Below are 17,100 nucleotides of genomic sequence, written 5' to 3'. Positions count from 1 at the left end.
TCGTCATAGTGTTGTAGTTTTGGTGGTCGCGTTGTTCGCGTCGTCGGTCACGGTCAGAGAGACTGACGACGGACTGCTCTTCGACCGAACGTTCGTCGATCCCGAGGCGGAACCGCCGGAGACGGAGATGGTCCGCGTGTCTAGCACTGTGCCAGAACTGTCGAACAGTTCGATGGTCACGGACTGGAGGTCAGCGTCAGCGTCGGAGACGGCCCAGTCGACGGTAGCGTTGTTCCACGCTCCGCTGGAGTAGGCCGTCGCCGACATCGAGTCGATGGTGGGTGCACTCGACCCGTCGGAACCACCTGACCCGGAATCGCTCCCGCCCGTGGTCGCCAGCGAGTTCGCCGGGACCGAGAGCGACGTTCCGTCCGAGAAGTTCACGGTCGTCTCGGCGTCGCCGGCATTGTAGGCGATGTAGGTCTTTGCGGTCCCGTCGTCGAAGACGGCGGCGAGCGGCGTGTCGGCCGAGACACTAGCGTCGACTGCACCGAGACCGTCCATCGCCGTCAGCCAGCGGTAGGTGTGGGCCTTCGACTCGCCGAACTCGACGGCGTAACTCGACGCTCTCCCCTCGAACAGGCTGAGTGCGTCGACTGGGTCGCTGAACGAGCGGTACATCCAGAGGACGTCGGGCCAATAGTCGAAGTAGTCGCCACCGTTGGCGGTGACGAGTTCGTCGTAGATCGACGCCGCTGCTGTGCGATTGCGCCCAAGCGAGAGTGAGTGGCCGCCGACCGGGAGGACGTTGATGCCGTGGATGGCCTCCACGTCGTCGGTCCACCAGGTGTCGTACTTGTAGCCAGCACCCCAGACCATTGCGGCGTAGCTGTAATCCCACGACGCGGGATGGTTTTCCTCGTCGACGTCGTACCAGTACTCATCTACGGCCGCCGTCTCGTGGGCGACGAGATATGCCCCGAGGTCACGGAGTTCGGTCTTGTCGGTGTATTCGCCATAGAGCAGAATAGCGGCATATGCGTTGACGGCTTCCGACGAGGATTCTTGGTTATTACCGAGGTCGAATCCCGCATTCCCAGAGGCCCACGAGTGACCCGCATAAGGACTGAAATTGCGTAAGAACGGGTACATCGAATCGGAGTGCGACGGGTTGGCGAAGTCTCGGATGACATGGTTGACCATCCCGCCCCAGTTGGTCCCGTCAGCCCACGTCGGGTCGGTCCGTGCGATTTCGGCGGCTCCCCTAACGTAGTAGCCGTAGTGGAAATGGTGGTCGTTGAGGTCCGCACCGGAACCAAAGGAGTCGTTGTAACCGATGAGCGTCCCCCACATATCGTCGTAGTAAAAGACGTCCTCGGAGTCGCTAGCGCCGGAGACAGTCGCGTCGAGCCACGTCTCCAAGTCGTCGCGAAGTGCCGTGAGGAACGAGTCGGCAGCGACTGCGTCCCCGACCTGTTCGGCTATCGGTCGCAACTGGGCGAGCCGCTCGTAGTTCTTCCCCGTCCAGTAGGTGCCGTCGCCCGGAGCGTCCGGCCCGGCGCGAACCAGTGGTGATTCGGCCTCCACGTCATCGACGTAACCGGCGAGTCGTGTCTGGTCGACACTGCCGACGTCGGGCATGTACGGCACTATCGGCGGTAGGTCGAGCACCGTCTTGAACGACGTGCCCGTCGTTGTCTGCATCGTTCCACGTGGGGAGACGAAGGTGTCGCTGTCCAGTGTGGCGGTGGTGTGTTTGTGCTGGTGGGGATAGAGCGCGGTGATGGTCCCAGTCACCGTCGACTCGGCGCGAGCGGTCGTCTCCAACGTGAAGGTCGTCCGCACTTCACCGGCTGTCTCGTCGTAGGTCCACGAGACGGTCGTCCCGGTGATGGTGTTGTAGGCGTACGACTCGTAACGTGAGAGCGCCGTTGTCGTCGCTTCCGGAAGGATAGCGACCGTCAGGTAATTGCTCCCGTTGAGAGCACTTGTGAACGTGGACGACCCAAGACCGCTCCATGTGCCCCCGCTCGGCGCGAAGAGACCGTAGTGGTGGCCGTTGACCGTGAGACCGAGAACGTTTCCATGGTTGGCCCACACTGTCGGTGTCGACGCGAACGAGAGTTCGGCGTCCGCACCTGCAATCTCGGCGAAGACGAAGGGCGACCCCTGTGTAAGCGTCACGTCGAGCGTGGGGGTGGAAGTGTCATCTGCACCCCAGCGAACGTCGGTGTGCCAGTCACCGTAGCCCGCACACCGCGTGTCGAGAAACGACCTCCTCGTCGTCGACAGTGTGAGGTCGGTCGTATCGTCCATCTCCGCGATGTTGTCGCGGTTTTTGTCACCCGCGACGTTCGAGAACGTCCACTCGGTGGGGTGTGAGAGGTCGAGCCCCTCGCTCGTCGGCGTTCCAACGAGTGGGTGTGCCCACAGGGGTGAGCCATACTGGTCAAAGAGAATGCTACTCCACCAGTCGTTCGTCGGATACGGCGAAGAGAGGTCGTTCGTGGCGTAGATTTGCTCGGGCGGCGTCTCTTCTCCGGTGGGGAGCGTGGTAGTGTAACTGCCAGCGCCGACGCTGACTACGTCCGAGGTGGCCTGTACGGCTTGGCTCTCGGCGTCATCCGATGGTCGACTGGCTTGCGCTCCTATCGTGCGGGTATCGCCGGTGCAGCCGCCGAGTCCGGCGGTACCGAGCATACCGACCCCGATGAGATAGCGGCGGCGGGAAAGGATACCGTTCGTCTCGTCCGTCGAGTGTTCGTCAGTCATTCTGCGTCCTCTCGTCAGTCGCAAGTGTTGCTCCGTCGAGCGGGTCACTGTCCCAGTAGGCGGTATCGTTAGTCGAACGGTAGCATGCGACGTGGTGTTGGCTGTCGACGACTGCTGCTCCCGGTGCGGCAGTGCGACACTGCTCGGTCGCGTTCGGACAGCGGGTGTGGAACCGGCAGCCGGACGGCGGATTCACGGGGTCCGGGATGTCGATCTCGCGGACTGGTGGTTCGGTTGCTTCCTCTTCGACGCCGAGCTCCGGCGTTGCCCATTTCAGCACCTTCGTGTAGGGGTGCTGTGGGTTCTGGAGGACCTCGTCAGCGGGACCGAGCTCGACCAGTTCGCCGAGATACATCACTCCGAGCCGGCCACCGGCGTGTTCGGCAATGTACCGGGCGTTCGAGAGGTCGTGGCTGATGAAGAGGAACGACGTGCCGAACTGCGACTGCAGTTCGAGCATCAGGTCCATCATCTCAACGCGGAGGCTCACGTCGAGTGCACTCACCGCTTCGTCGGCGAGGATGACGTCCGGGTTCATGAGGAGCGCCCGCACGAGGCCGACGCGCTGTTTCTCGCCACCGGAAAGCTGGTGCGGGTAGCGATGGGCGTAATCCTCCGGCGGCGACATCCCAACCCGTTCGATGAAGTGGAGGACACGAGCCTCACGGTCCTCCGGGCCGAGTTCGGGTTGCCAGCGTTTTAACGGTGCCGCGAGCGACGACAGGACCGTTCGGTTCGGGTTCAGCGACGCACCGGGGTCCTGATGGATGATCTGAAGTGAGCGTCGAATCTCGTCGAAGGGAATCGATGGATCCGACCGCCACTTTTTCGCCTGCCAGATATCCTGGCCGCGATACTCGATGGTGCCTCCAGTAGGCTGTTGCAGGCCGACCGCGGTCTTCCCGAGCGTCGTCTTCCCACTCCCTGATTCGCCGACGATGGCGACGACGTCGTTGCTGCCGATGTCGAGGCTGACGCCGTCGACGGCCCGAACCGTCGGACGGTCGGCGAAGGGATTCAGCCCTCCACCGTCTTTCTCGAAGTGGACATCGACGTCCGAGAGCGAGAGGACCGGGTCGGTACTCATCGTTCCACCCCCGTTGAGAGCGGAATCTCCTCGTCGGTCCGGAGCCAGTGATGACAGGCCACCTCGTGGGTAGCCGACACCGCTTCCATCGGTGGCTTCACATCCGTGCACTCCTCGGTCGCCATCGGACACCGTTCGTGGTAGGGACACCCCGCCGGGACAGCGACCGGGTCGGGTGCAGAACCCGCGATGGGGCGCATCTCGGAGAGCGGTGCGTCGAGGTTCGGTGTCGCATTGAGCAGAGCACGGGTGTACGGATGTCGTGGATTACGGACCATCTCCGCCGTGTCTCCGACCTCCGCGAACTCGAATGCGTAGAGTACGCTAATTCGGTCAGCGAGTTTCGTCACAAGCGGGAGGTCGTGCGTAATGAAGACCATCGTGAGGTCGTATTTATCGCGAAGGTCGGACAGCAGGCTGATGATGGAGCGCTGCATGAGCAGGTCCAGTGCTGCCGTCGGTTCGTCCATGACAAGTACCTCCGGTTCGAGCACGAGCGCGAGCGCGATGAGCGCCCGCTGTTTCATTCCACCCGAGAGTTCGTGGGGGTATGAATCCAACACGCGGTCTGGGTCGAGATAGAGGTCAACGAGGAGTTCTTCTGCCCGCTCGATGCCCGTTGCGACGTCGTAGTCGTGGGCATCGAGCGTCTCGACGAACTGCTCGCGGAAGTCCATCGTCGGATTGAACGAACTCATCGCTCCCTGGAACACCATCGAGACGTCCTCCCAGCGGAGGCTCCGTAGCGGACCCTTTTCCAGACCGAGTACGTCGACCGGATCACCCTCGTGTGGGTAGTACGTGATTCGGCCATCGGTTCGACCGGGGTCGACCACCGCGTTCAGGAGCGCCGAAGCGAACATCGATTTGCCGGAGCCACTCTCGCCGACGATTCCGATAATCTCGCCGCGACGGATGTCGATGTCGACGTCGTGAAGAACGCGGGAGGTCCCGCGGTCCATGTCGAACGCGACCGAGAGATTCCGGCATTCGAGGACGATATCCTCGTCACCGGACTCCGTCGCATCAGGCGCAACGGGAGTCGTCTGCGCTGACTCGTTCATGGGTCACCTCCGACCGGTGCAATCCGGTTTGCCGTCTCGGTAGCTTCCAAGTCATCGGCCCCCAATGTCGTCTCAGCATGTCGAGCCCTGACACGCGGGTTGAACACGCGGTCCATCCCCTGTGCGAAGAGGATGAGCGCCATCGACAGGAGAACGATAGCAACCATCGGAACGAGGAGCCAGTGAGCAGCGTCCAGCGTGAGCATTCCGCCGTTCGAGTAGGCTAGCTGGAGCATGACGCCCCAGTTGACGACCTCCGAGAACGGGAGCAGACCGAGGAAGTACAGGCCGACGGAGGCGAAGATGACCCCACGCATCGCGTTGACCATGTTGATCATTACGAACGGCATGATGTTGGGGACGACTTCTTTGGCCACGATGGCTGGTGTCGACAGTCCCATCGCTCGGGCCGCCTCAACGTACGAGGTCGACCGAATCGTCAGCACCTGTGATCGAATGGCACGGGCCATGCCGGCCCAGGCCTGCAGTGAAAGCACGAGACCGAGTACGATGGGATTCTTCGGCTCGAGCAGTGCGACGAGGATGAGCAAGAGGGGAAGTCCGGGGAGCGTCATCACGATGTCGACGACCGTCGAGAGCACCTGGTCGACGCGCCCACCGCTGTAGCCGGCGAGTGCGCCCACGCTCGTTCCGAGGACCGTAACGAATACGCCCGCGCTCGTAATCATCGTGAGCATTCGGGGAGTCGCGTGGACGACTTGCTCTAAGATACCACGACCGACGTTATCGGTGCCGAGCGGCCAGTGGAACACCACCCACGGAACCGAGACGCCGAACAGCGACGTGTTCACGAATCCGTACCAGCTACCACCGATGATGCCCCCCTGGAAGGGGCCGACGAGGAGCGGCGCTTGGCCGACTCGGGGCGCAGCCACGAACGCTGGCCCGACGACGCCCATGAGGACGAAGCCGACGACGAGCGTTGCACCGATACGAGCGCGCACGTCGTTCCAGACGACCCGCATGGGGGCTACGAGCCAGAGATCGAGTAACCGATGGGTTCGCTCGGTGCGGGTGAGCGATGAATTCGCAACGGTGTCGAATCCGCCGTAGTCATCAGGGAAACTGTTGACCCGGTTCTCACGGCTCATGAGGAATCACCTCCTGTGGAGACCCGTGGGTCGACGAGTCCGTAGGTCAGATCAGCGATAAATGCACCGAGGACCACCGCGAGCGTGATGAGGACGAATCCACCCATCATCAACGGATAATCACGCGACTCGACGGCGGCGACGATGTAGTATCCCAGTCCAGGGTAGGTGAATACCTGTTCGAGGATGGCCGAGCCCCCGATGACGCCGCCGAACGCGAGCAAGAGCCCCGTGTACATCGGAAGAATCGCGTTACGGGCCACGTATCGAAGTGCAATTCGGGAATCGGAGAGCCCACGGAGGCGAGCGACACGGAGGTAATCCTCACCCAGCACTTGGATACTGTTTCCGCGCATCGCAAGCGCAACCCCACCGAAACCGGTGATGACGACGGCGGCGATGAGCAGGCTAGCGTGGTAGACTGCATCAGCGACGAACTGGAAGGTTGCGACCGGCCGTAGGGGGTCGATGATGGGAATGATGTCCGACGAGATGTGGCCGCTCGTCGGGAACCACCCCAGCGTGAAGCCGAACACATAGAGGAACAACAGCGCAGTCACGTAGTTCGGCGTCGAGTTGAGCAGAATGCCGATACCCGTCGTTCCCACGTCGAAGCGGCTCCCCTCCCAGTAGGCCATGAGCGACCCGAGGGCGATACCGGCGACGAACATGAGCAGAATGGCGACCGAGAACGCAAAGACCGTCCACGGCAGTGCCTCGCCTAGAATCTTCGAGACTGGTGCGTTCTGACTGATGGATTGACCGAGGTCGCCATGCAGGATACCCGTGATGTACGAGAGATACTGCTCGTGAAGCGGTTTGGTGAGGTCGATGTTGATGTAGTTGGCGACCCGGCGGTTAATCTCCTGCTGGGAGAGATCCGGGTTGTTACGGATGAGCTGGCCACGAAGCTGGTCCGCAGGGTTTCCCGGCATCAGTCGGACCAGTGCAAACGAGAGGGTCACCACGACGAACGCCGTAAAGAGTGCCTGCCCCGCTCGCTTGACGAAGTACTCGTACATGGACGATTACTCCGACTTAGCTGTCAGCTTGCCCTCCCGGGGCAGGTAGTACTGCGGGTAGTCGACGATAGCGTCCTCGTCATCCTGCGTGACGGTGTTCCAGTCGTCGGTCGTGACCCACGATTGGTCGATCTTCTCCATCAGCGGCGCCATCGGGAGATGCTGGTTGACGACCCACGCGAGTTCCTGGGTCTTCTGTTTCGCCTCCTCACCGGTCAATCCGGCGAGTTCCTGCAATTCGGCTTCGAAGTCGACCGTTCGCGTCTCGCCGTTCGGCTTACCGATCGGAGGTACGTCGGCGGAGCGCGGGAAGTTCAGGATGTCCCGCGAGCGGGTGCCGTTGAGCAGCTTGTTGAGCGAGAAATACGGGTAGAGCTTCCCGTCGGCCCAGCCGAGCCCGGCGACGGTATACTTTTGATTGCCGTAGATGTCGTCCCAGTAGGACTGGCTCGGATTGAGCGACGCCTTGATACCGAAGTCGTTCAGGTCCTGCACGATGGACTGCCCACCCGCCGTCCAGTCGTTCCATCCGGCCGGGATCTTGTACGGGAACTTCAGTGTCTTGCCACTGCCGTCGACCCACGTTCCTCCCTGTTTCGAAAAGCCCGCTTCTTTGAGGAGTTTGGCGGCTTTGTTAGTGTTCGTTTCGTAGGCGTTGAACCCCGACAGCGAGTCACCGAGCCACTCCTTGTAACTGCCGTCGAAGTTGCCCGGGAGGCCACACGGTATCTCGACCGGGACGTGCATTTTCTCGCCCGCGGTTTGAGCAAGTTGCTCGCGGTCGATGACGTACTGGATGGCCTGCTTGACTTTCTGCTGGCCGTAGTGTTTGTGCTCGTGGTTGAACATGATGCCCATCCCCCAGTTGGCGGGCATCTGAATCTCGCGAATGTGGTCACCGTAGGACTGGGAGATGTTCTTCGGTGTGAAGATGTTGTCGAGGCCATCGACGCTGTCAGTACTCAGTGCCTGCCACTGCTTCTGATTCGATTGGAGGTAGTTCCACCGAAATTGCTGAAAGTTGATTTTATCCGCGTCGGGATGGTCCGCGAACCGTTCCGCGACGAGTTCCTGGTTCCGCGCGTGGACGAACTTGAACGGTCCCGTTCCGTTCGGTTCATCGAGCGTCTTCTCTGCGAGCCCAGGGGCTTCACCGTCAGACTCGTACGCGTCTAGAAACTCCTGGAACTCCGCACGCGGCGTGTCGAGGGCGATAGGTTTCAACGAATAGAGGAACACCTCGTCTGCGACTGGTCGTTGGAGTCCAAGTTCGACTGTCGAGTCGTCGACGACGTTGACGTCCTCGGGAGCGACGATGTTGCCGACCGCGGCCCCGTTCTGAATCTCGAGTTTGAGCTTGAACGCAACGTCCTCGGCGGTGACGGCGTCGCCGCTGTGCCAGTGAAATCCATCGCGCACGGAGAGCGTCACTGACTTGTCGCCGATGTCCCACGATTCGAGGACGCCCGGCATGAACTTGCTCGTCGCCTCGTTGACGTAGATGAAGTTCTCGAACAGGGCAAGCGCCGCCCGGTCGGGGTATTTCTGGCCGTACGGGTTGAACTGCATGTCCTTTGGCACGTTCGTCGTCGACGTCACGAACGTCCGGTTGGTCATCTCAATCTGTTTCGAATCACCGTCTTTGCCTGTGGCTCCGTCATCGGAGTCCGCGGAAGTCTGTCCGTTGTTTGCAGCATCCTTGTTCGACCCCGCGCAACCGGCGACGGCGACTGTTCCCGCCGCTCCTACCGATTGGAGGAAGCGTCGGCGCGTGTTTCGTCGGTCTCTCTGTCTGCGGCCCGTGTCTTGGTTGGGCATGGACTGTCAATGCCCCTCTCTATACATATGTATTTTTCATGATAATTTTGGTGTAGGGGGTCAATAAATAACTTGACTGACAAATAATATAACCAGTGAGAATGTTTTACTGCACCTGCGGGAACGAGTCACGAATCCGTGGAGTCAGGGTTCGAGCAGCGTCAATCCCCGGCGAGCCGCAATGATAAGGCCAACGAACGTGATGAAAATAACACCGAGTGACACCTGTAGAATCGCGTACTCGCTCGTTCCGGTTTGAACGAACTGAAAGGAGATGAGTAAGAGTACCAAGAGTGTGGAATCGAGTGCGAACAGGATGGAAAGAACGTTCTGACGCATACAGAGTCGCTGAGAGCCACACTAAAGAGTGTTCCGCCGACCAATGCTGGAAAGACTAACTCAATCTCCCCTTTTTCATTCCCAGACTAAACAGCTAATTGATATAATCTATATAAGGTGACAAATCCGGACAGGCGGACCGTTCCGGTGCTACTAACTGTGTAACTGTTTTGTTTCCTTCCACAAACCACTATATCGATATTAATTATATTTTATGTAACTAAATTAATTTTATACTTTCCGCTAGCTAGCATTTTAAGGATCGAACGCGATTCCGAGTGGTAGTAATTTTCGGTTACGCATGCACGTGAGCGATCTCTCCACTACGCGACCACGCTATGGCGGTGACGACTAGTAAGCCAGTGAGGGGGATGAATAGGAGTCGCATGGTCCAAGCGACACCGATGTTACCCATAACGAACCCCATCGCCGCGGGAACGCCGGCGATGCCGCACGAGGAGACGACGAGACCGATGGCGTTGACTGGGGCACTATGTTCAGGCGTGCTATCCGTCGCGTACGCCATTAACGTGGGATACAGCCCAGAGAGGGAGAGTCCGAGACAGAAGACGCCGCCCAGTACGGTGAGCCCTGACGCCACTACGAACGTATATACGGCAGAGAGCAAACAAAGGTTTCCTAGGCCAAAGGTCAGTGGAATGTAACCGAAGCGCTCCGCAAGCGACCCCGCGACGAACCGCCCAGGAATATAGGCAACTAGCAACACGCTCAGTGAGACGGTTACCAGCGACGCAGGGAGCCTCCCTTCGGCGTACGTCGTGAGCCACGTGAATAATCCCCCTTCGACACCGGTCGAGAACAGGATACCGGCTGCCATCACCAGCACCGCAGGATTGCGACTGATTCGACGCAATCCCGCCATCGTCAGTGGGTCATCGCCACCGTCGACGGATGGCTTCGGGAGGTTCCAGATGAGTATGACGACCGGGAGAAACGACGCACCGAGCGCATAGTACGCGAATCGCCAGTTGCCAACCCAGACCGCGGCAGTCACGGCAAGTGGTCCAAGCGTCGCTCCGATGGCCCACATCATATCGTAGTAACCGAACAGCTGACCGCGTCGGTGGGGGTACAAATGGCTCAATAGTGGTCTATCATTACCACGTCCGATACCTCTGAACGACCCACGAAGGACTAAGGCGACCAGAAAGAACCCAAACGACGGGATGAGCCCCATCACAAAGACGCCGACGCCAGTACCGGCGATTCCGAGCAATAGGAGCGTTCGTGTATCGTACCGGCCAGCAACCACACCGACGGTGGCGACGAAAACCAAAAATCCGATCGTCCCCGCCGGTGCGACGAGGCCCAGTTGCCATTGAGAGGTACCGAAGTCGTTCCGCAAGATGGGGATAATGGCCCCTCGCATCTGCAACGTGGCCCCTTCAAGCGCGATAAATGCGAAAATCGCTAGTGTCCACCAGCGACGGCTGTTGAATTCCAGTTTCCTCTCGTCGTCGCCGACCGTTTCCATATGCTGGGCAGAACGCATCGCCGGAAATATATTATGTCGCGTAGGGCGTGATTTTCGAGCATTTCATCCAAAAAATCGCCACATAAACAGGCGTCGGAACGGTGGTAAGGCTCCAAGCGGTTCGAATTCGAACCTTCTTGACTCAAATCGATCGTCTACGACGTTGCTTTGCTATTGGACCAACGAATCGGGACGCGAGCAGAAAATGCTCTACCGTGCTCCGTCCTCGTACACGTCTAAAAGCTCCGTATATCGTTTCCTGATAGTCACCGGGGCAACGTGGGCAACTGTCCCGACCGACTCCTGTGTTACCGATTCATTGCTGAGCGTTGCGGCCGCGTACACTGCTGCAGCCGCGAGTGCGACTGGACTCTTTCCGCAATGTATGTTGTGACACTTTGCGGCAGCAAGTAGGCCACGAGCCTGCCGCTCTGATTCGTCGCTCAAATCGAGTTCGGAGGCAAAACGTGGAACAAATTGCGTCGGATCGGTCGGTGCGATTCCGATCTTTAGCTCGCTGGTGAGGTAGCGATACGCTCGTTGAATGCGGCGCCGTTCGACTCGACTAACGTCCGCAAAATCATCGAGACTGAGTGGGACATCCCCCTGTCGGGCCGCGGCATAGAGGCTCGCGGTTGCCATCCCCTCGATCGATCGTCCGGGGAGCAAGTCGTCTTCGAGCGCGCGTCGATAAATCACGCTAGCAGTTTCGGTATCTGCTTTCGCGATATCGAGGGCTGCTGCCATGCGGGATATCTCCCCCAGTGCGTGCTTGAGATTCCGTTCTTGATTCGATTTTGAGCGGTACCGTTCGTCCCATGCACGAAGCCGCTTCATTTTCCGCCGCTTTCGACTCGCGAGAGTATTCCCGTACGCATCCACGTTCTGCCGGCTAATCGTTGCACTCAATCCCTTATCATGGAGTTGACGCGTCATGGGCGCACCAACGCGACTGCGTTGCTGGTTCTCCTCGGTAGAAAACGAACGCCACTCAGGACCGCGGTCGATGCGGCTATCGGAGACGACCAGTCCACAGTCATCACAGACTATCTCGACTGCATCGTCCGAGACCGATATCTGGGCTTCACATTCAGGGCATTCGTGAGTGCCGATATCGACGCTCTGTTTTCCACGAGTTACGTGATGTTCAGTTTGCTGGTCAGGGGATCGTGTTCCTTGTTCCATTGTACGAGTCCTTTCGCATCTTCGGTCTCTCTGTGAGAGTGATTGGCATACACAATAGTTGGGTCGATGATTTTCACAAAGTAGGAATGGGGTCGGTAGACCAGGAAAACCACTACTCATGAACGGCCTGGTATCGTCTCGAGAATTGCTGTCTCATGCGCCGGGCGATGTTGTTGTTGTTGTTGTTGTTGTTCATCGGCGTTTGGACGGATGGAATCATCTAAAGCGGGAACGTAGGCATTGCGCAGACGTTCGATTGGATAGTCTCCTCCATCGGCAAGAGTATATTCACCGCGAAAATCCTCGTCTTTACGCTCCTGTTGGGAGATGGAATCGCGCTCATCTGGTGGTTGGGTAGACACTGGCCATTATGTAGTTCGTTACCCGGCGAATCGACTCCTATCGGAAAGTTGGCGTCGCGGGGTAGTTGCTCGGCATCCTCTGGAACTTCGACGACTACGCCAATAACATCATTGTCGGCAGTTCGCTAAAGAACATCGCCGACGAGAAACGCATGTCCCGCGAAACGTTGACGTACATCCTCGACCCGACGGTTGTTAATCGGTTCCCTAAGTAGTGGTGTCCAAGCGACCGTTCTCGATGCACCTGTTCGAGGGGTGAAAACGGCAGCGGGCAATCGAGGGTGTTAGCTGTCCCGACTTGGTATCTCTCCAGCAGGCACGATTTCGCATTCCGGGAGATCGGCCAAGACATCTTCTGGACCGGGTGGTGAGTACACTGCCAGTAATTGGAGCGGTTGCCAGCCGGTGTTTATCGTTCCGTGCTCGGTTCCAGCAGGGACGAATATCATTTCGCCGGGTCCGACCTCGCGCGTTTCGTCCTCGATAGTCTGTTCTCCTTCCCCGCTGATGACGTACAGTATTTCATCGCTATCTGGATGTGTATGTAACTCGTGGCCCTTTCCGGGCGCTAGCTGGACGGCACCGGCGCTGAATCGCTCGGAGCCGTTGACGTCGGGTGTGGCCATCCATTTGAGCGTTCCCCAATCGAACAACTGGGTCGGTACGTCTTCGCTGCTGACGAAGTTCTCGTCTGTCATTGTCCCACGCATCCCTCGGCGTACACAATCATAGTTGTATCGCGGGTACCGGTCGGAAAGCGGGCCGACGGACCCACTGGTGCGACGAGTCGGAAAAACTCCGACTGGGAGTAACTCGTACCGAATCAGTATCACTCCGTTGTGAATATTGATTAACCTTCTCGCTGTAGATGCGCGCGGCGTATGAAATTCACACGTGAGGAGTCGCTCGCGCGACTCGAAGAAACGATAACCAGCGGCGAACCCATCATCGGAGCCGGTGCGGGAACCGGTATTTCGGCGAAGTTCGCGGAGCGAGGCGGCGTCGATATGCTCATCATCTACAACTCGGGGCGGTACCGGATGAACGGTCGAGGCTCCCTCGCTGGATTGCTCCCGTACGGCGACGCCAATGAAATCGTCGTCGAGATGGGACACGAAGTCCTGCCGGTCGTCGAAGACACGCCGGTCCTTGCAGGGGTCAACGGAACCGACCCGTTCCGCCAAATGGATGTCTTCATCGAAGATCTGAAACGTCGTGGGTTCTCGGGCGTCCAAAACTTCCCGACGGTTGGGCTTATCGACGAAGGTAGTCAATTCCGGCAGAACATCGAGGAAACGGGGATGGGCTACGACAAGGAGGTAGACATGATCCAAGAGGCTGCCGAACAGGACATGTTGACCTGCCCGTACGTGTTCACCGAAGAGCACGCCCGCGAGATGACCGAGGTCGGTGCCGACGTCATCGTGTCGCACATGGGACTCACCACCTCCGGCGATATCGGTGCGGAGACGGCGCTGGATTTGGACGATGCCGCGGAACGTGTGCAGGCCCATCACGACGCTGCAAAAGCGGTCAACGATGATGTCGTGGTCATCTGTCACGGCGGTCCGATAGCGTGGCCGGACGACGCCGAGTACGTGCTCAACAATACAGACGGCGTCGTCGGCTTCTTCGGTGCATCGAGTCTCGAGCGCTTGCCGACAGAAGAAGCGATTCAGAACCAAGCCCGAGACTTCAAAGAGATCGAGTTCTAGCATGGCAGTCGTACTCATCGGGACGCTGGACACGAAAGGGGAAGAACTGGAGTTCGCCCGAGAAATCATCGAAGCCCACGATATCGATGTTCACCTGATCGACGTTGGGGTGATGAACGACCCCGACGTCGAACCGGAGACGTCGGCACACGATGTTGTCGAGGCGGGTGGTACCGGCCTCGAACGACTTCGAGAGGAAGCCGACCGTGGGAACGCCATCGAGACGATGGGCGACGGCGCTGCCGTCATCGTGTCTCGACTTCACGACGAGGGCGTTCTCGAAGGTATCGTGGGACTCGGCGGGTCAGGCAACACTTCTATCGCGACTACAGCGATGCGCGCACTGCCCGTCGGGGTTCCGAAGCTGATGGTCTCGACGATGGCCTCCGGCGACACGGAACCGTACGTCGGCGCGAAAGACGTGATGATGCTGTACTCGGTCGCCGACATCGAAGGGCTCAATCAGCTCTCTCGCCGCGTCATCTCCAACGCGGCGCTCGCGATGGTCGGTATGGTCGCCAACGAACCCGATATCTCAATCACAGAACAGCCGACGGTCGCCATCACGATGTTCGGGGTGACGACTCCTTGCGTGCATGCGGCACGCGAGTATCTGGAATCGAAGGGGTACGAGACGATAGTCTTCCACGCGACCGGAACCGGTGGCCGCGCGATGGAGCAACTCGTCAGACAGGGCGTCGTCGACGGCGTGCTCGACGTTACGACGACCGAATGGGCCGACGAACTCGTCGGCGGTGTTCTGAGCGCCGGGGAAACACGGCTCGATGCGGCCGCGGAGATGGGAATTCCACAAGTCGTCTCGCCGGGTGCGCTCGACATGGTCAACTTCGGTCCGCGGGATTCCGTCCCGGAGACGTTCGAGGGGCGGACGTTCCACATTCACAATCCACAGGTGACGTTGATGCGAACGACACCCGAGGAAAACGCCGAGCTCGGCGAAATCATCGCGAAGAAACTGAACGCGTCCACGGGACCGACCGCGCTGTTTCTCCCGCTCGGCGGAGTCTCGCTCATCGACGTCGAGGGAGAAGATTTCCACGACCCGGAGGCGGATTCGAAGTTGTTCGGCGCCCTGCGGGAACACCTCGACGGGAACGTGGAGTTGGTCGAAGTCGATGCCCCCATCAACGACGAGGGGTTCGCGACGGCAATCGCCGAAAAGCTCGACGAGTATCTGCGCGCGGCCGATAGCAGTCAGTAACTAACTATGTTCTCTGGAAGTTCGTAGGAGACCCGTTGCAGTACCGGACGTCCCATTGTCGTCCGGAGTGGCGTATTTCTTCGAGTGGGTCGTGTCCATTCGTGGTTCGTGTGCCTTCGGGTCGTTGTCCACCGTGAGCACCGTCTTCGGTTCCATCGACCGGACGGAGTTGCTGGAAGCGTGTGGACGAGAAGAAGACCGACGATTGTGATATCACTCCCATCGAGGGGTGTCTCGTGCATCGAGCGCGAGGTAGTCTGCAGAATTGGGTTTCGCGGCTGGACGACGATTCGCCGAGCGATGTCTCTCCTGTCGAGTCGCCGGACGGTGGGCTTGGTATAGACAGGAGTCCTCGGTACGCGGCGACAATCAGGTTTCGTCTCTCGTGTTGCTTGTATTCGTCACTTGAGACGGCAGACGGATCGAGACGTGACTCGGCAATCGGAGTGAGAGGGCTGTGGCTATCGACCGCGGGCGTTCACTGCTGGAGCACTCGTTAGTCGAAACGGGCGGCGGCGAGCAACGCATCGTCGAGGTCGTCGATGACCTCGGTCTTTACCTCCGCTGGGAGGGATGATATTCTAGTAAGACCTCACCTCGATTGACCGACTGACGGCAAGAAGTGACCGTCGTTGAGTTCGGCGACAATCTTCGTCTCTGTACCGTTGAGTTGAATTTTCAGACTGGGAGCAAGCGTTCCCCCAAAGAGTTCTTTTTGCTCTTCTGGTGGTAGGTAACCAACCTCGTCGAGGCTGATCGAACCGCGGGACGTATTGTCGAGCCCACGGAAGTTCTCGAAGCTTTCGACCAAGATGTTGTCCCCGTGGGGCATCGCAAGCCACGAATACGCTTGGAACGGTGCTTCTTCGGGATTTGCAATAACTAGTCCACTATCGTTGAGCGGTTCGTAGTCATCATACAGTGAATCGCCCACGAACCCGTACAGAGCGTCAGGACCGCTCAGACCGGGCGCAAATGTGAACTTATGACTGATGGTGAACAGATACCACTTACCGTCGTTAAACACGAAGTGAGGACGCTCAAGCTGCTGGTTGGTTCCGATCGCTTCCATCACCGGCGGCAATAGTTCCCACTCGGTCAACTTGTCATTCATCGCTCGCATGACACCGATGTTACCGTTGAAACTTTTCGGGTCGCTTGGATCCTTACTTCCAGTTGGCGTGTTCGCCTCGAACACGACAAGGTCTTCGCCCGTTTTTGGATGCTTGAAATACCACGGGTCACGGAACGCATAGACGATACCTTGCTCCCGAGACTGTTCGAGAGTCTGGTACATCTCTCCGTCGGGCGTACCCATGATGGCGTGTTCTTGATCGCCAGTCAGTTCGATGCCCTTGGGATTCGTTTCGATCGAAGCACCGATGCCCACTGCGGGCCGCTGTCGGAACTCCGGTTCGGGACTGACAGCCGTGTAGAAGTGATAAATCTGCTCTTCGGTCCGATCATACATCGCAGAGCCAGCCCATTGGTGATGGCCAAGTGGAGCATCGAATACTTCCCCGCCCTCTTGCCAATTCTTACCGTTCCGTGAGTAGAAGTACCGGATGGTCGCCGCATTGTGACGGGCACCTGGGACGAGGTCGTTGGGTGCTGTGAGTGAGAAGACGATTTGCCACCCGTCAATCTTCACAATGGATCCATCACGAGTCCGAAGCGGCCACGTGTCCCAGATCCAATATTGATCGGAAATCGAGTTTGGATTGTCGCTGATTACCGGTGCAGTGGTAGCATCAGTTAGCTCGATTTGCTCTGCTTCTGTGCGTGTCCATTGGTCGGTACTGCCTGTTTCAACAGCAGTTGCAGAGCCACTCATTGATGAGAGACTCAAACTGGCGACACCAAGACCAGCGGCTGTTTTCATGAAATTTCGTCGGTTCGTTTTCGGCGAGTCGTTCTCGTTTACCATCGCAACCAAATCTTTAAACTAACACTTGAATAATTTTCTG

14 protein-coding genes are annotated in these 17,100 nt (G+C 58.8%); 2 read left to right on the top strand and 12 right to left on the bottom strand.

Features of this window, described 5'->3' with window-relative positions; genetic code table 11:
* Nucleotides 1-3: 3 nt before the first annotated feature.
* The 11 genes from V5735_RS24495 to V5735_RS24445 form a co-directional block, all read right to left on the bottom strand.
* Nucleotides 4-2,712 (bottom strand): glycosyl hydrolase, encoded by a 2,709-nt coding sequence (locus tag V5735_RS24495; protein WP_423747352.1) that lies wholly within the window; start codon nucleotides 2,710-2,712, stop codon nucleotides 4-6.
* On the bottom strand, nucleotides 2,705-3,799 hold the full coding sequence (locus tag V5735_RS24490) for an ABC transporter ATP-binding protein (RefSeq protein ID WP_423747351.1): 1,095 nt from the start codon (nucleotides 3,797-3,799) through the stop codon (nucleotides 2,705-2,707). The genes V5735_RS24495 and V5735_RS24490 overlap by 8 nt, the downstream gene beginning before the upstream one ends.
* Nucleotides 3,796-4,863, bottom strand: coding sequence for an ABC transporter ATP-binding protein (locus V5735_RS24485; protein WP_423747350.1), 1,068 nt, complete (start codon nucleotides 4,861-4,863; stop codon nucleotides 3,796-3,798). Before V5735_RS24485 ends, V5735_RS24490 begins: the two co-directional genes overlap by 4 nt.
* Complete coding sequence (locus tag V5735_RS24480; RefSeq protein ID WP_423747349.1) at nucleotides 4,860-5,975, bottom strand: ABC transporter permease; 1,116 nt, start codon at nucleotides 5,973-5,975, stop codon at nucleotides 4,860-4,862. Before V5735_RS24480 ends, V5735_RS24485 begins: the two co-directional genes overlap by 4 nt.
* Complete coding sequence (locus V5735_RS24475; RefSeq protein ID WP_423747348.1) at nucleotides 5,972-6,997, bottom strand: ABC transporter permease; 1,026 nt, start codon at nucleotides 6,995-6,997, stop codon at nucleotides 5,972-5,974. The genes V5735_RS24480 and V5735_RS24475 overlap by 4 nt, the downstream gene beginning before the upstream one ends.
* 6 nt (nucleotides 6,998-7,003) lie before the next feature.
* Entirely contained in the window at nucleotides 7,004-8,815 is a 1,812-nt protein-coding gene (locus V5735_RS24470; protein ID WP_423747347.1) for an ABC transporter substrate-binding protein, read from the bottom strand.
* 144 nt (nucleotides 8,816-8,959) lie between these two features.
* Nucleotides 8,960-9,154 (bottom strand): hypothetical protein, encoded by a 195-nt coding sequence (locus tag V5735_RS24465; RefSeq protein WP_423747346.1) that lies wholly within the window; start codon nucleotides 9,152-9,154, stop codon nucleotides 8,960-8,962.
* 295 nt (nucleotides 9,155-9,449) lie between these two features.
* Complete coding sequence (locus V5735_RS24460) at nucleotides 9,450-10,649, bottom strand: MFS transporter (protein WP_423747345.1); 1,200 nt, start codon at nucleotides 10,647-10,649, stop codon at nucleotides 9,450-9,452.
* A 210-nt stretch (nucleotides 10,650-10,859) separates the two neighbouring features.
* A complete protein-coding gene (locus V5735_RS24455) occupies nucleotides 10,860-11,834 on the bottom strand; it encodes a transcription initiation factor IIB (RefSeq protein ID WP_423747344.1) in 975 nt (324 codons plus the stop codon).
* A 116-nt stretch (nucleotides 11,835-11,950) separates the two neighbouring features.
* Complete coding sequence (locus tag V5735_RS24450) at nucleotides 11,951-12,196, bottom strand: hypothetical protein (RefSeq protein ID WP_423747343.1); 246 nt, start codon at nucleotides 12,194-12,196, stop codon at nucleotides 11,951-11,953.
* Nucleotides 12,197-12,480: 284 nt separating this feature from the next.
* Nucleotides 12,481-12,894 carry a cupin domain-containing protein gene (locus V5735_RS24445; protein ID WP_423747342.1) on the bottom strand — a complete coding sequence of 138 codons (414 nt, stop codon included), beginning with the start codon at nucleotides 12,892-12,894 and terminating at the stop codon, nucleotides 12,481-12,483.
* Between the two features lie 183 nt (nucleotides 12,895-13,077).
* On the opposite strand from V5735_RS24445, the gene V5735_RS24440 reads away from it, so the two are divergent.
* Both V5735_RS24440 and V5735_RS24435 read left to right on the top strand, forming a co-directional pair.
* Entirely contained in the window at nucleotides 13,078-13,911 is an 834-nt protein-coding gene (locus V5735_RS24440; RefSeq protein ID WP_423747341.1) for a phosphoenolpyruvate hydrolase family protein, read from the top strand.
* A gap of 1 nt (nucleotide 13,912) precedes the next feature.
* The gene (locus tag V5735_RS24435; RefSeq protein WP_423747340.1) at nucleotides 13,913-15,133 is read left to right on the top strand and encodes a Tm-1-like ATP-binding domain-containing protein; all 1,221 of its coding nucleotides are present in this window, start codon (nucleotides 13,913-13,915) and stop codon (nucleotides 15,131-15,133) included.
* Between the two features lie 592 nt (nucleotides 15,134-15,725).
* Here the strand turns inward: V5735_RS24435 and V5735_RS24430 are convergent.
* Nucleotides 15,726-17,060, bottom strand: a complete 1,335-nt coding sequence (locus V5735_RS24430) for a glycoside hydrolase family 68 protein (RefSeq protein ID WP_423747339.1) — start codon at nucleotides 17,058-17,060, stop codon at nucleotides 15,726-15,728.
* Nucleotides 17,061-17,100: the final 40 nt, after the last annotated feature.

The organism is Haladaptatus sp. SPP-AMP-3 (genome assembly GCF_049568665.1).
GTDB lineage: Archaea > Halobacteriota > Halobacteria > Halobacteriales > Haladaptataceae > Haladaptatus > Haladaptatus paucihalophilus.
Note: the sequence above shows the minus strand (reverse complement) of the source record. Positions and strands in the feature narration are given on the sequence as shown.

Bases quoted from the DNA above. Each gene is read 5' to 3' on its own strand.
- V5735_RS24495 (WP_423747352.1), bottom strand. From the start codon at position 2,712: ATGACTGACGAACACTCGACGGACGAGACGAACGGTATCCTTTCCCGC.
- V5735_RS24490 (WP_423747351.1), bottom strand. From the start codon at position 3,799: ATGAGTACCGACCCGGTCCTCTCGCTCTCGGACGTCGATGTCCACTTC.
- V5735_RS24485 (WP_423747350.1), bottom strand. From the start codon at position 4,863: ATGAACGAGTCAGCGCAGACGACTCCCGTTGCGCCTGATGCGACGGAG.
- V5735_RS24480 (WP_423747349.1), bottom strand. From the start codon at position 5,975: ATGAGCCGTGAGAACCGGGTCAACAGTTTCCCTGATGACTACGGCGGA.
- V5735_RS24475 (WP_423747348.1), bottom strand. From the start codon at position 6,997: ATGTACGAGTACTTCGTCAAGCGAGCGGGGCAGGCACTCTTTACGGCG.
- V5735_RS24470 (WP_423747347.1), bottom strand. From the start codon at position 8,815: ATGCCCAACCAAGACACGGGCCGCAGACAGAGAGACCGACGAAACACG.
- V5735_RS24465 (WP_423747346.1), bottom strand. From the start codon at position 9,154: ATGCGTCAGAACGTTCTTTCCATCCTGTTCGCACTCGATTCCACACTC.
- V5735_RS24460 (WP_423747345.1), bottom strand. From the start codon at position 10,649: ATGGAAACGGTCGGCGACGACGAGAGGAAACTGGAATTCAACAGCCGT.
- V5735_RS24455 (WP_423747344.1), bottom strand. From the start codon at position 11,834: ATGGAACAAGGAACACGATCCCCTGACCAGCAAACTGAACATCACGTA.
- V5735_RS24445 (WP_423747342.1), bottom strand. From the start codon at position 12,894: ATGACAGACGAGAACTTCGTCAGCAGCGAAGACGTACCGACCCAGTTG.
- V5735_RS24440 (WP_423747341.1), top strand. From the start codon at position 13,078: ATGAAATTCACACGTGAGGAGTCGCTCGCGCGACTCGAAGAAACGATA.
- V5735_RS24435 (WP_423747340.1), top strand. From the start codon at position 13,913: ATGGCAGTCGTACTCATCGGGACGCTGGACACGAAAGGGGAAGAACTG.
- V5735_RS24430 (WP_423747339.1), bottom strand. From the start codon at position 17,060: ATGGTAAACGAGAACGACTCGCCGAAAACGAACCGACGAAATTTCATG.